This is a genomic window from Antrihabitans spumae (genome assembly GCF_043944905.1).
Classification (GTDB): Bacteria; Actinomycetota; Actinomycetes; order Mycobacteriales; family Mycobacteriaceae; genus Antrihabitans; species Antrihabitans spumae.
Genome location: NZ_JBIMSN010000139.1, coordinates 1 through 12535, shown reverse-complemented (window position 1 = coordinate 12535; position 12535 = coordinate 1). Strand labels below are relative to the sequence as shown.

Sequence of the window (12535 nt, the reverse complement as noted above, 5' to 3'; positions counted from 1 at the left end):
GAAAACCCAATCCGAAACAGATCAAGCCGGCACGTCAGCCCGGAGAAAGATCTGGGTTAACGAGCGAAGGGTCTCATTTCAGCAACCGCGACATCCGCCGATCCGCAAGCACCTTCCCGCCCGTCTGGCACGTCGCGCAGTATTGGAACGAGCGCTCGGCGAACGACACCTCGCGAACGATGTCTCCGCAGACCGGACACGGTAGACCGGTGCGCGCGTGCACACGCATCCCGGATCGCTTCTCCCCCTTGAGCCGAGCCGCGTCCTGACCGACCGAGCGTTCGACGGCGTCGGTCAAGACCGCACGCATCGTCTCGTAGATCACCGAAATCTTCGCCTCTGCCATCGTTCCCGTCGTCGCGAACGGCGAAATCTTTGCGGTGTGGAGTATTTCGTCGGAATACGCGTTGCCGACGCCGGCAATCACGGTTTGGTCGGTGAGCGCCGACTTGATCCGTTGCGACGTGCCTTTCAGCCGTTGCGCGAACTCGTCTTCGGTGACCTCGAGCGCGTCCGGTCCGAGTCTCGCGATGCCGGGAACGTCGTGCGGATCGCGGACCAGCCAGACCGCGAGGCGCTTCTTCGTGCCCGCCTCGGTCAGGTCGATGGCCGGCGTCGCCCCTTCGGGCGTGAACAGGTGTACGCGCAGCGCAAGCGGGCTTCGTCCACCGGGCTTCGGCGGTGCGGGACTCGGGTTGTCGACCCAGCGGAGCCACCCTGCGCGCGAGAGGTGCGTTATCAACCAGACGCCGTCGCAGCTGATACCTAGATGTTTACCCCAGCGTCCGGCGTCGGTGATGTCCTTGCCCTGTAACGCCGTGATGGGCGGATCGAACGTCTTCAGCACGGACAGCGCCGCGACGTCGATGCGGCCGACGACCGATCCGACTGCGTTCGCCTGCAGGAACTGCGTCAGGGCCTGGACCTCTGGTAGCTCGGGCATTCCTCCAGCGTAAGCCGAGTGTCCGTCACATTTGCTGTCTCAGGAGGTAGGTATCCATGATCCAGCCCTTCCGGTCGCGCAATGTCGCACGAGTGCGGACGATGTCGTCTTCTACCTCACGCAGGTTTCCGTCGATCAACACCTCGTCCGCCATGCCGAGATACGCGCCCCACCAGATGTGGATGTCGTCACCGGCTACCGCTGTGAAACTGCAATCGGCGTCGAGCATCACGACGGCGTTGCCGGTCGGCTCGTCCCGAAGCTTTCGTCCCGTCGTGATGTGCACGGGTTCGCCGATCGCGTTGAGCACGATGCGATGCCGTGCCGCGAGCGCCTGCACGCTGGTGATTCCCGGGACGACGGTGTAGGCGAACGACAGGTTCCCGCGGGCAAGCACCCGCTCGACTATCCGCAGGGTGCTGTCGTAGAGGGACGGGTCTCCCCACACCAGGATGGCGCCGATCTCGTCGTCTGGGACGGCCGCGAAATGCTTCTCCAGGACTTCGGCGCGCCGATCGTGCCAATCGTCGACGACGCCCTTGTAGTCGTCCGGGGTCCGGTCACGCGGCGGGTCGGCAACCTCGACGATTCGGTACTCACCGTCGACGTGGGAGTCCAGGATCTCGGTCCGGACGTCGACGAGTTCCTGTTTCTCCGCTCCCTTGCCGATCACGAAGAACACGTCGACGAGGTTCATTGCCTTGATGGCCTGCACGGTCACCTGGTCGGGATCACCCGCACCGATACCGATCACGGAGAGCTTGCGCATGCTGGCGACCCTAGAGCACGCGATAGGCTGTCCGACGTGGCGATCGATACTCAATACGAGGACCTGCTCTCTCATGTCATGACGTCGGGAGCGGTGAAGGCCGACCGCACAGGCACGGGCACACGCAGCATCTTCGGACATCAGCTGCGTTACGACCTCGCCGCCGGTTTCCCGCTGATCACGACCAAGAAGGTCCACCTCAAGTCGATCGTGTACGAACTGCTGTGGTTCCTGCGCGGCGAGTCCAACGTCAAGTGGTTGCGCGAGAACGGCGTCACGATCTGGGACGAATGGGCCGACGACGACGGCGAACTCGGGCCGGTCTACGGGGTGCAGTGGCGCTCGTGGCCGACGCCGAGTGGCGAGCACATCGACCAGATCACGCAGGTGCTGGAAACCCTTGCCAGCAATCCGGATTCGCGTCGCATCATCGTCTCGGCATGGAACGTGGCGGAAATCCCCGAGATGGCACTTGCACCGTGCCACGCGTTCTTCCAGTTCTACGTCGCGGACGGCAAATTGAGCTGCCAGCTGTATCAGCGCAGCGCCGACCTGTTTCTCGGCGTTCCGTTCAACATTGCGAGTTACGCGCTGCTCACCTACATGGTCGCGCAGCAGACCGGTCTCGAGCCAGGCGACTTCATCTGGACCGGCGGCGACTGCCATATCTACGACAACCACGTCGACCAGGTGACGACTCAGCTGTCGCGCGAACCCTTCGAGTTCCCGAAATTGGAACTGCGCAAAGCTGATTCGTTGTTCGACTACTCCTTTACCGACGTCGCAATCGTCGGCTACGAGCACCATCCGGCCATCAAGGCGCCCGTTGCCGTCTGAGACGCAGATCGGCCTGATCTGGGCTCAGACGACGGCGGGCGTGATCGGCCGCGACGGCGGGATTCCGTGGCGGATCCCTGAGGACACGGCGCATTTCGTGGCCGTAACGATGGGCTGTCCGGTGGTGATGGGCCGCAAGACCTGGGATTCGTTGCCTGCGCGGTTTCGTCCACTGTCGGGTCGTCGCAACATCGTCGTGACGAGGCAACCGGATTGGGCCGCCGACGGCGCCACACGGGCCGGGTCATTGCAGGACGCAATGCAGATGAGCACGGGCGACCAGGTCTGGATTATGGGCGGTGGTCAATTGTATGCCGCCGCAATGCCGCTGGCTGATCGGCTTGTCGTCACCGAGATCGACGCAGACATCGATGGCGACTCTTTTGCACCCGCGATCGACGATCGCTGGGCGGCCGCCGACACACCGTGGCTGACGTCCGAGCCGTCCGGCCTGCGCTACCGCTTCCTCGAGTACTTACCTGTGAGGTAATTGTCGCGATTACGCCCTCGGGCGAAGCTTCCTGTGTCGAACCAATACACAGCAATCGCGACCAGGAGGCACCAGATGATCGCCCAACTCGAAGCCAAGACGAACCAGTCGTTCCTACATCTCGCCCTGAAAGTCGACGCCGTCGTCTCCGGTGCGAACGGCGTAGCCTACCTCGTCGCGGCACCCCTGCTCGACGATCTGTTCGGTACCTCGTCAGGTTTCCTGCGGGCGGTCGGCGCGTTATTTCTCGTCTACGCAATCGGCGTCTGGTTGCTCAGCGCGCAGCACCGCCCGAACAGCACACTCGTTGCCGCAGTGATCGGCGGCAATGCGCTATGGGCAACGGCGAGTGTGGTTTTCGCCATCGTAGAGGCGAGGCCTCTCACAGCCGTCGGTATCGTCTGGACCCTCGCTCAGGCTGTGGTGGTCGGCGGATTCGCGGTCGCGCAGGCAGTCGGTCTGCGGAGCCGACGCTCATCCGTTGCCTGATAACAGGTCAGCGTCGGCGCGAGTGCGTCATACTCCAAGGGCTCAACCTTTCCGCTCAGCCCAAGGAGAGGCTTTACATGGATAAGAAGTCACTGACCGCCGTTGCCCGGCAGCAATTGAAGCTGGCCAACACGGCGTCCAGCGGCCGCAGTTCGCAAACGATCTACGGTGGTCATTCACGAAGCCTCAGACAGACCGTCGTAGGACTTCGTGCTGGTCAAAGCCTTGCCGAGCACGACAACAGCGGCGAGTCCACGCTGTTGATCCTGAGCGGGAAGCTGCAGTTGATCAGCGGTGAGAACAGCTGGAAGGGATCCACAGGAGACCTCCTTGTTGTTCCAAATGCCCGCCACAGTGTCGAAGCGATCGAGGACGTCGCGTTTTTGCTCACGGTCGCTATGTAGCCGGTCGAGTATGCAAGAGAAGAGTAGGTAGCAGGTCGAGTACGTAAGCCCCTTCGCCGGCTCCGGCGGAGGGGCTTTACTGTGCGCGGGGCACCCTCGACCCTATTGACAAATTTATTTGTCTATTGGAAGCTTCCACTGTGGACGCGTCGAAGAACATGGAACTTGTCGGGGATCCCGAGCAGCTCCGGCAGGCGCTTACCCCGATCCGTCGCGATCTCCTGCAGCGGCTGCGAACACCCGCCTCGGCCATCGAGCTGGCACACGATCTCGACCTGCCGAGGCAGAAGATCGGCTACCACCTTCGCCAACTCGAAGATGCAGGGCTGATCGAACTCGTCGAGACGCGGCGGCGGCGCGGCTTCACCGAACGGGTACTCAAAGCAACGGCGACCGCCTACGTCATCGACCCCGATATCCTCACGCCCGCAACAACTCCCGCGCCACCTACCGACAATGCGCGGCACGCCGCGGACCACCTGGTAGCCGTTGCCTCGAATGCGGTTCGCGACGTCGTACGGATGCAGACGAACGCCGACAAGACGGGTACGCGGCTGCTCACCTACACACTCGAATCCGAGATCAGGTTTGCCGATCCTGACGATGTCCACCGCTTCACCGAAGCACTTGCCGCTGCTACAGCGGCTGTGATCGAGCAGTTCGACTCCCCCACCGGCCGGCAGTTCCGCATCGTTGCTGCCGGCTATCCGACCCCACGAACAAAGGACTGACCGATGACCGAGCCAGTGATCATCGAAACCACCATCGCAGCACCCGCGGCCACAGTCTGGCCTGCGCTACGTGACCCGGATCTGATCCGCCGCTGGCACGGCTGGCACTATGACGGACTCGACGCCGAGATCGACTCCATCTTCCTGACGGGTGGCACCGAATCCGAGGACTACACGCTGAGCCTCGGCGAAGACGTATTCACCCTGCACGAGGACGACGGCGTCACGACGGTTCGAATCACACGCGCGCCCAAGGGAAACAACCCGGAATGGGACGAATGGTACGACGACATCACCGAAGGGTGGACGACGTTCCTCGAGCAACTGCGTTTCGGCATCGAGGTGCACGCCCTCGCCGTGCGTCGGACACTTATGCTCGAGGGTCGTCTCGATGTCGAACCGCGCGAAGCACTCGGCCTACCCGTCACCGCTGAGGTGGGCCGGCCCTATCAGGCCGACATGGCGACCGCGGACGTGTTCGACGGTGTTGTCCGACTCGTCGCACCACACCAGATTGCGGTGACCGTCGAACAGCTCGGCCCTGGACTTCTGATTGTCGGTGACCAACCGCGCAACCAGCAACGACCGTTAGGCGGCTCGATGCTCGTCCTCACGTCCTACGGGCTCACCGAGGCCGCACACGACGAACTTGCCCAGCGCTGGCAGTCGTGGTGGGACAGCCACCGCGTCGCAGCGGTGACGAACGCCTAGAGGTCGTCACAGATCTCGCGCAGCTGTTCGATCAGCTTCACCCTGGCGGTGGTGTCGGAGGCGAGCGGTGCAACGTTGAGCGTCGTTGCACCGGCCTCCTTGAACGCAGCGACCCGTTCCTTCACGAAGCCGGCGGGACCGATGAGTGAGATCGCGCGTACCAACTCGTCGGGAACGACCGCGGCGGCTTCCTGCTTCTTGCCTTCGAGGTAGAGCTCCTGGATCCGGTCGGCCTCGGATCCGTAGCCGTAGCGGGTCGCCAGCTCGTGGTAGAAGTTCTTTCCCTTCGCGCCCATTCCGCCGATGTAGAGGGCGAGATGCGGTTTGACCCACTGCAACATCGGTTCGGTGTCGTCGCCGATGGCCAGCGCCGGACCCGCGAAGATCTCGAGTTCGCCGAGACTCGGGTCGCGTTTCGCTCGGCCCTTGGCAAGCGCGTCACCCCAGGCGAGGTGCGCCTTCTCCGGATGGAAGAAGATCGGCTGCCAGCCCTGAGCAATCTCGGCGGCGAGTTCGACGTTCTTCGGTCCAAGCGCTGCGAGCAGGATCGGAATATCCTCGCGCACAGGATGATTGATCAGCTTGAGCGCCTTGCCGAGGCCCGTCCCCTGATCCTTGGGCAGCGGAATCTGGTAGTACTTGCCGCTGTATTCGAGTTGTTCACGGCGCCAGACCTTGCGGCAGATCTCGACGACCTCACGCGTGCGCCCGATCGGCGCGTCGTATGGGACGCCGTGGAAACCCTCGATGACCTGTGGACCAGATGCCCCGAGACCGAGCACGAACCTGCCCTCGGACACGAAGTCGAGGCCTGCGGCGGTCATGGCAGTCAGCGTCGGCGTGCGCGTGTAGAGCTGCAGGATGCCCGACGCCAGCTCGACCCGAGACGTCTTCGCGGCCAGGTATCCGATACCGCTCACGGCATCGTAGGAGTACGCCTCCGGCACGAAGACGATGTCGATGCCAGCGCGTTCGAGATCCTCGACCTCGGCGGCTACTTCGCGGAAGCCTCCCGCATAGTTGAGTGTCAGCCCGATCCGCACGTCCGCCCTGCCCTTCCGTTACGCGATGTGGCGCCGTTGCCACACCGCCAATAACCAACATAGCCCTCGCACATGTGTGCCGTTTACGGGGTCCGCTGCCCTGCTTGTCGACCCGAAGTCGATCTTCGCGAACGGGTTGGACGACCGCGTACTACGGTGAGGTATGGCCGAAGCCCAGCCGATTCTTACCCCGCTGACGACCGCGGCGATCTTCCTCGTCATCACCGTGAACGAAGGCGGCGAGGAGACCACACGCGATCTCCTGCAGGATGTCTCGGGTTTGGCGCGCTCCATCGGCTTCCGGGTGCCCGCCTCCGGTTTGAACTGCGTCACCGCGATCGGCTCCAGGGCCTGGGATCGACTGTTCGATGGACCCAAACCTGCTGAGCTGCACGACTTTCGTGCACTTTCCGGCCCGCGGCATTCGGCACCGGCCACCCCGGGCGATGTGCTGTTCCACATCCGGGCGAACGCACTCGACGTGTGTTTCGAACTTGCGGCGAAGCTCGTCGACCGTCTCGACGGCGCGGCGACCGTTGTGGACGACACCAACGGCTTCCGCTACTTCGAGCAACGCGACCTGCTCGGATTCGTCGACGGCACCGAGAACCCCACAGGACCAGCCGCGGGTGCGGCCGCGCTGGTTCGCGACGAAGACCCGGACTTCGCGGGCGGCAGCTACGTGATCGTGCAGAAGTATCTGCATGCGATGGCCGATTGGCGGTCGCTGCCGGTGCCTGATCAGGAACGTGTCATCGGCCGAACCAAGCTCGAAGACTTCGAGCTCGACGACGCCGAGCAACCCGCCAATTCTCACGTCTCGATGACGTCTATCGTCGATCCCGACGGCACCGAACGTCAGATCGTCCGAGCCAACATGCCTTTCGGCAGCGTCAAGGACGGCGAATACGGTACCTACTTCATCGGCTACTCCGCGACGCCGACGGTCACCGAACGAATGTTGGAGCGAATGTTTCTGGGTGCCGGTGCAGCGCACCATGATCGGATTCTCGACTTCTCGACAGCGGTCACCGGGACCCTGTTCTTCGCACCGAGCGCCGACTTCCTCGACGATCTCCCACCCGCACCGACACCAAGTGCAACAACGGCTTCGGAAAACAAGCCGAGCAGTCCGGACAGTTCGCTGAATATCGGCAGCCTGAGAAGGAGCACGACGTCATGAACAACCTCTACCGGGATCTTGCGCCCATCACCGAGGTCGCCTGGGCGGCGATCGAGGAGGAAGCGAAGCGAACCTTCAAGCGCCACATCGCAGGTCGGCGTGTTGTCGACGTGTCGGGTCCACATGGGACCGACTTCTCGGCTGTCGGACTCGGCCGGACGGTGCCGATCGAGTCGCCGGCAGCGGGCGTGCAGGCCCATCAACGCACCGTTGCTGCGGTGGTCGAATTGCGCGTCCCGTTCACGCTGTCGCGCAACGAGATCGACAACGTCGAGCGCGGCGCGCAGGACGCCGACCTCGATCCGGTCAAGGAGGCCGCGAAGCAGATCGCGTTCGCCGAGGACCGCGCGATCTTCGAAGGTTATGCGGCGGCAGGGATTGCGGGTATCAGGGCAAGTTCGTCCAACGATGCGGTGCCGTTGCCAAAGGACGCGAAACTGGTGCCCGAGGCGATCACGCAGACGCTGAGCAGCCTTCGTCTTGCCGGCGTCGACGGACCCTACTCCGTGCTGCTGAGCGCAGACCTCTACGCCGAGGTCAGCGAGACGTCCGACCACGGCTATCCGATCCGCGAACACATCCAGCGCCTCATCGAGGGCGACATCATCTGGGCGCCGGCGATCGACGGCGCGTTCGTCTTGACGACCCGAGGTGGCGACTTCGATCTGCAACTCGGCCAGGACCTTTCGATCGGCTACACCTCCCACGACGCGGACAGTGTGCAGTTGTACTTCCAGGAGTCGCTGACGTTTCTCGTCTACACCGCGGAGGCTGCGGTCACCATGGAACCGACCGTATGAATGTGCGCGCGGGCGTAGTACCCCTCGCGCGAACGGCGTTGTATGCGGCGACCGCTGTGGTCGTCGGGCTAGTCGTGCTCGTCTTCGTCGTCGCGGCGTTCGGTGTCAATCGGATCGTCACCGGCCTGATCGTCGGCTTTGTCATCGGCACGGCGTTGTACCTGACGTTGGCCACGTTGCACAGGATCACCCTCACCGACGAGGCAATCACGGTTCGCGAACTCCTGCGTAAGCAGGTGCTGTCGTGGGACGACGTCGTCGGCTGTCGATTCGAGGTGGAAACCCATCCGGAACCCCACCACCGTCGAGACGAAAGCTGGCTTCTCGCATTGTATTTCGGGTCCGTCGGCGCCGGCGGTGGCGGCTTGGCACTTGCGGTGCTCGAGCCGGTCACCCATCCGTACACCAATGCCCGCGAGATGCATCAGCGCGAGATGATCGAATCCATCTTCGCGATGGCAAGGCGCAAGGGCTTGGATATCAGAGTCTCGCCCTCCATCGCCGCTGCGGTGCAACAGCATTGGAAAATCACGATCTAGGGCGCTTCGCGCCTCGTGAGTCCTTTCGGAGGGCCCGACCTCCAAAAGGACTCACGAGGGCCGTTGGCCCCTACCCCAATTTTCGGAGCACGGCGAGCGGCGCGATACCGACCACCTTCGCGAAGGCGGTCCACGGCCACCACGGCACGTAGGCGTTGGCGGGCTCCTTCTCGATAGCGTCGACCATGGCCTTGTGGCCCTTCTCGGCGCTAGCGATGAGCGGTGTCTTGCCTGCCTTCGCCGTCATCTCGGATTCGATGTAGCCGGGGAGCAGAGTCGTCACCGCTATCGGCTTGTTCAGGACGTCGAGCCGAATTCCTTCGGCCAAGTGCGCTGCGGCAGCCTTCGATGCGGCATAGGTCGTGACGTTGCCTCGCATGCCGCGCACCGCGCTCACGGAGGAGACGACAACCAGATGACCCGCGTTGCGCTCGCGGAAGATCTGCATCGCCGCTTCGCACTGTGCAAGCAGCGCAATGAAGTTGGTCTCCGCGGTCTGCTTGTTCGCATCGAAACGTCCGGTGCCGACGGGTTGGCCCTTGCCGAGGCCCGCGTTCGCGATGACACGATCCAGTCCCCCGATCTCCCGGTCCGCTTCGGTGAACACGTTGAACACGGCATCGTGGTCGTTGACGTCCAAAGTCCGGACGAGCACGGCGATCTCGGGATGACTGGCAGTGAGTTCCGCGGCCAACGCGTCGAGCCGGTCGGTGCGGCGCGCGCACAGGACGAGGTTTCGTCCCTTGGCTGCGAAGAGACGTGCCATTCCTTCACCGAGACCCGAACTTGCGCCCGTGATGAGGATGTTCTGGCGGACCGGCTTGCTCACGTGTGTGCTCCATTTGCAGTAGTGGCAGTCTTGTAGCGCGCCAACTCGATCCGAGCGACGACGCCGAGATGAACCTCGTCCGGTCCGTCGGCCAACCGTAGCGACCGAGCGGCGGTGTATGCGCCGGCGAGTGGGAAGTCGTCGGTGAGTCCGGCACCGCCATGCAGTTGGATCGCCATGTCGACGATCTCGAGGGCCATTGCAGGCACAGCGGCTTTGATCTGGGATACCTGCGAGATCGCTCCTGCGATCCCGTGTGTGTCCAGCAACCAGGCGGCGTGCAGCACGAGCAGACGAGACTGCTCGATTGCGATGCGCGCCTTGGCAATTCGCTCGCGATTGCCGCCGAGGTTCGCAATCGGTTTCCCGAAGGCACTCCGCGACATCGCACGGGTGCACGCCAACTCGAGCGCCTTTTCGGCCAACCCGATCAGGCGCATGCAGTGATGAATCCGCCCCGGACCCAACCTGCCCTGCGCGATCTCGAAACCACGTCCGACGCCTGCAATGACGTTCTCGGCAGGAACCCGAACGTCGGTGAAGCTCACGTCACCATGCCCGTAGGGCTCGTCGCGAAAGCCGAAGACGGGCAGCATCCGCTCGATCTTCACACCGGGTGTGTCGACAGGAACGATGACCATGCTGTGGCGTTGATGCCGGTGGGCGTCGGGGTCGGTCAACCCCATGAAGATGATGAACTTGCAGTTCGGATGCCCGATGCCGGTCGAGAACCATTTGCGACCGTTGACGACGATCTCGTCGCCGTCGAGCACGACCGTCGACTCCATGTTGGTGGCATCCGACGATGCGACATCGGGTTCGGTCATGCCGAATGCCGAGCGGATCTCACCCGCGAGCAACGGCGTCAGCCACTCTTGTTTCTGCTGCTCACTGCCGTAGTGCACGAGCACCTCGGCGTTACCGGTATCGGGCGCGTTGCAGTTGAAGATCTCGGGTGCGATGAACGAGCGACCCATCAATTCGGCGAGCGGTGCGTAGTCGGTGTTCGACAGCACGCTCGGCAGAAACAGGTTCCAGAGCCCAGCAGCCTTTGCCTTCGCTTTCAGCTCTTCGATGACAGGAAGCACCTGCCACGGATTGTCGAGCGCGCGCAGTTGGCGGTGGTAGTCGACCTCGATCGGGTCGATCTCGTCGGCGATGAATGCGGAGATTCGACGGTGGTAGTCCGCAGCCACCGGAGAGAGAGCGAAATCCATCCGGCGAGCGTAACCCGGCAGCAAATTCGGTTGAACGCGACCGCACCAACCCGCGATGCTTGCCCTTCACAGTTCAGCGTCACAGAAGACGTCACAGCAGAAGGGACAAGACAATGGGTACGGGCAGGCAGGCGATCCATCGAGGCTCGGACAACGAGTTGATGGGTTTCGTCGAGCCGATCGCGGGGTCGACACAATGGCGGCCACTTACGATTTTCGGTGGCGCGCTCGGTGCCGAGTCCGATCGTGACGCAGCCATCGCGGCTGTCCTCGAACGCGGCCTGTCCAGCCTGATGGAGAAGTGGTGGTTCTTTTCGCAGGCAGACGAGCGCTGGCGACGAGTGCAACTGTTGGAAGTCCGCCCCGACGCCGTGCGAGGCTTGGACACCGACAATCCAGAGCCGTCGAACACGGTCCGGATCACAGGGTCCGACTTGACGTCGATGACGTTGCAAACGCCAAGTTCGTAGCCGGGTGACCGGCTACGAATCAGGTTGGTGCTCTATCAGGCGTTTGCAGCGCCGAGGCCGAGCTTGACGCCATGAGTGGTGAGCCAGTTGGCCGGGTTGAGCTTGACACCGCTCGGATGCCAGATTTCCAGGTGCAGGTGCGGCCCGGTCGAGTAACCGCGGTTGCCTACGGTCGCGATCGTTTCGCCCGCGGTGACTCGCTTGCCGACGAACGTCGTGATGTCGTTGACGTGGCCGTACACGGCGGTCGTGCCGTCGTCCTGCTTGACGCGGACCCAGAGGCCGAAGCCCGACGCCGGACCCGCCTCGATGACGACACCGTTGGATACCGACGCGATGGGAGTGCCGATGGCGTCGGCGAAGTCGAGACCGGAGTGCATCGCACCCCAGCGAGCGCCGTAGCCGGACGTGATCGCGCCGTTGACGGGACGGACGACCGGTGCGCGCGGCGCGAACTGCGCAGCGAAATCCTGGCCGAGTTTGTTGAGCTGCTCGATGCCGTTCGTGATCTCGGGCGGCAGGGCAGGCAATTCCGGACCTGCAACGGGAGCTGCCTCAGGCGTAGCAGCCTCGGGGGCGGCAGTGAGGCTCTCCGTGAACTTGTTCAGCTGGTCGAGGCCATTGCTGATCTCGATCGGCAGACCGGGGATCGCAGGAGCGGCACCATCAGGAGCCGCCTGCGCGGTCGCCGGGTTACTCACCTGATATCCCGTCGCAATCAACGCGCCGGCAGCAACGGCAACAGTCGCGGCAACTCCGGTTCGATCATTCATTCGAGTCGGCGCGCGATGGCGTCCCTTCGATGAAGACTTGCTGGTCACGACATTGCCAGTCAGTAGCGCTGTCGAGTCGGACTTCGTGCTGTTGCGATGCTGCGACAAAGGGTTGTCCTCAGTTTTCGGCCGGCCGTAAGTAACGAATCGATATAGTTGTGCGTAGAAGGATACAACTCCGTGACCATTCCGCAACCCGGACCCCGGAAGACCTTCGGCCTTGTGAGTCTTTTCGGTGGGCCGAACCGCCGAAAAGACTAATGGGGGTGGATCGGCGGGAACGGTTTCGTGACGGAGCTGTTTCGGG

The 12535-nt window shown here is 63.2% G+C and carries 16 protein-coding genes; 10 read left to right on the top strand and 6 right to left on the bottom strand.

Translation table 11 applies throughout. The features are described from left to right. Positions 1–73: 73 nt before the first annotated feature. Together ACHIRB_RS27220 and cobF are read right to left on the bottom strand one after the other, a co-directional pair. Positions 74–943 carry an Fpg/Nei family DNA glycosylase gene (locus ACHIRB_RS27220; RefSeq protein ID WP_199705466.1) on the bottom strand — a complete coding sequence of 290 codons (870 nt, stop codon included), beginning with the start codon at positions 941–943 and terminating at the stop codon, positions 74–76. A gap of 25 nt (positions 944–968) precedes the next feature. Further along, positions 969–1712, bottom strand: coding sequence for a precorrin-6A synthase (deacetylating) (cobF, locus tag ACHIRB_RS27215; protein WP_395126537.1), 744 nt, complete (start codon positions 1710–1712; stop codon positions 969–971). Between the two features lie 78 nt (positions 1713–1790). On the opposite strand from cobF, the gene ACHIRB_RS27210 reads away from it, so the two are divergent. From ACHIRB_RS27210 to ACHIRB_RS27185, 6 genes are all read left to right on the top strand, one after another. Next, positions 1791–2549 (top strand): thymidylate synthase, encoded by a 759-nt coding sequence (locus ACHIRB_RS27210; RefSeq protein ID WP_395126544.1) that lies wholly within the window; start codon positions 1791–1793, stop codon positions 2547–2549. Beyond that, complete coding sequence (locus ACHIRB_RS27205; protein WP_395118042.1) at positions 2539–3039, top strand: dihydrofolate reductase; 501 nt, start codon at positions 2539–2541, stop codon at positions 3037–3039. The genes ACHIRB_RS27210 and ACHIRB_RS27205 overlap by 11 nt, the downstream gene beginning before the upstream one ends. 75 nt (positions 3040–3114) lie before the next feature. Next, positions 3115–3528: a hypothetical protein gene (locus ACHIRB_RS27200; RefSeq protein WP_395126538.1), complete on the top strand. Its 414-nt coding sequence runs from the start codon at positions 3115–3117 to the stop codon at positions 3526–3528. A 77-nt stretch (positions 3529–3605) separates the two neighbouring features. Beyond that, positions 3606–3932: a cupin domain-containing protein gene (locus tag ACHIRB_RS27195; RefSeq protein WP_199705471.1), complete on the top strand. Its 327-nt coding sequence runs from the start codon at positions 3606–3608 to the stop codon at positions 3930–3932. Between the two features lie 140 nt (positions 3933–4072). Then, positions 4073–4663, top strand: a complete 591-nt coding sequence (locus ACHIRB_RS27190) for an ArsR/SmtB family transcription factor (protein WP_395126539.1) — start codon at positions 4073–4075, stop codon at positions 4661–4663. A gap of 3 nt (positions 4664–4666) precedes the next feature. Continuing rightward, positions 4667–5374 carry an SRPBCC family protein gene (locus ACHIRB_RS27185; protein ID WP_395126540.1) on the top strand — a complete coding sequence of 236 codons (708 nt, stop codon included), beginning with the start codon at positions 4667–4669 and terminating at the stop codon, positions 5372–5374. Here the strand turns inward: ACHIRB_RS27185 and ACHIRB_RS27180 are convergent. Further along, a complete protein-coding gene (locus ACHIRB_RS27180) occupies positions 5371–6417 on the bottom strand; it encodes an LLM class F420-dependent oxidoreductase (RefSeq protein WP_395126541.1) in 1047 nt (348 codons plus the stop codon). The two genes, ACHIRB_RS27185 and ACHIRB_RS27180, sit on opposite strands and share 4 nt — an antisense overlap. 163 nt (positions 6418–6580) lie before the next feature. On the opposite strand from ACHIRB_RS27180, the gene ACHIRB_RS27175 reads away from it, so the two are divergent. From ACHIRB_RS27175 to ACHIRB_RS27165, 3 genes are read left to right on the top strand one after another with little or no spacing between them, the layout of a single operon-like run. Next, positions 6581–7600 (top strand): Dyp-type peroxidase, encoded by a 1020-nt coding sequence (locus tag ACHIRB_RS27175; RefSeq protein ID WP_395126542.1) that lies wholly within the window; start codon positions 6581–6583, stop codon positions 7598–7600. Then, positions 7597–8400 carry a family 1 encapsulin nanocompartment shell protein gene (locus tag ACHIRB_RS27170; RefSeq protein ID WP_395118053.1) on the top strand — a complete coding sequence of 268 codons (804 nt, stop codon included), beginning with the start codon at positions 7597–7599 and terminating at the stop codon, positions 8398–8400. The genes ACHIRB_RS27175 and ACHIRB_RS27170 overlap by 4 nt, the downstream gene beginning before the upstream one ends. Continuing rightward, positions 8397–8939 (top strand): PH domain-containing protein, encoded by a 543-nt coding sequence (locus ACHIRB_RS27165; RefSeq protein WP_395126543.1) that lies wholly within the window; start codon positions 8397–8399, stop codon positions 8937–8939. Before ACHIRB_RS27170 ends, ACHIRB_RS27165 begins: the two co-directional genes overlap by 4 nt. Before the next feature lie 70 nt (positions 8940–9009). On the opposite strand, the gene ACHIRB_RS27160 is transcribed toward ACHIRB_RS27165, so the two are convergent. Together ACHIRB_RS27160 and ACHIRB_RS27155 are read right to left on the bottom strand one after the other, a co-directional pair. After that, a complete protein-coding gene (locus ACHIRB_RS27160) occupies positions 9010–9768 on the bottom strand; it encodes an SDR family oxidoreductase (RefSeq protein ID WP_395118057.1) in 759 nt (252 codons plus the stop codon). Then, positions 9765–10985: an acyl-CoA dehydrogenase family protein gene (locus tag ACHIRB_RS27155; protein ID WP_395118059.1), complete on the bottom strand. Its 1221-nt coding sequence runs from the start codon at positions 10983–10985 to the stop codon at positions 9765–9767. Before ACHIRB_RS27155 ends, ACHIRB_RS27160 begins: the two co-directional genes overlap by 4 nt. A gap of 113 nt (positions 10986–11098) precedes the next feature. Between ACHIRB_RS27155 and ACHIRB_RS27150 the strand changes: the two genes are divergently transcribed. Then, entirely contained in the window at positions 11099–11455 is a 357-nt protein-coding gene (locus tag ACHIRB_RS27150) for a hypothetical protein (protein WP_395118061.1), read from the top strand. A 35-nt stretch (positions 11456–11490) separates the two neighbouring features. Here the strand turns inward: ACHIRB_RS27150 and ACHIRB_RS27145 are convergent, their stop codons facing one another. Then, positions 11491–12228, bottom strand: a complete 738-nt coding sequence (locus ACHIRB_RS27145) for a M23 family metallopeptidase (RefSeq protein WP_395118063.1) — start codon at positions 12226–12228, stop codon at positions 11491–11493. Between the last annotated feature and the right edge of the window lie 307 nt (positions 12229–12535).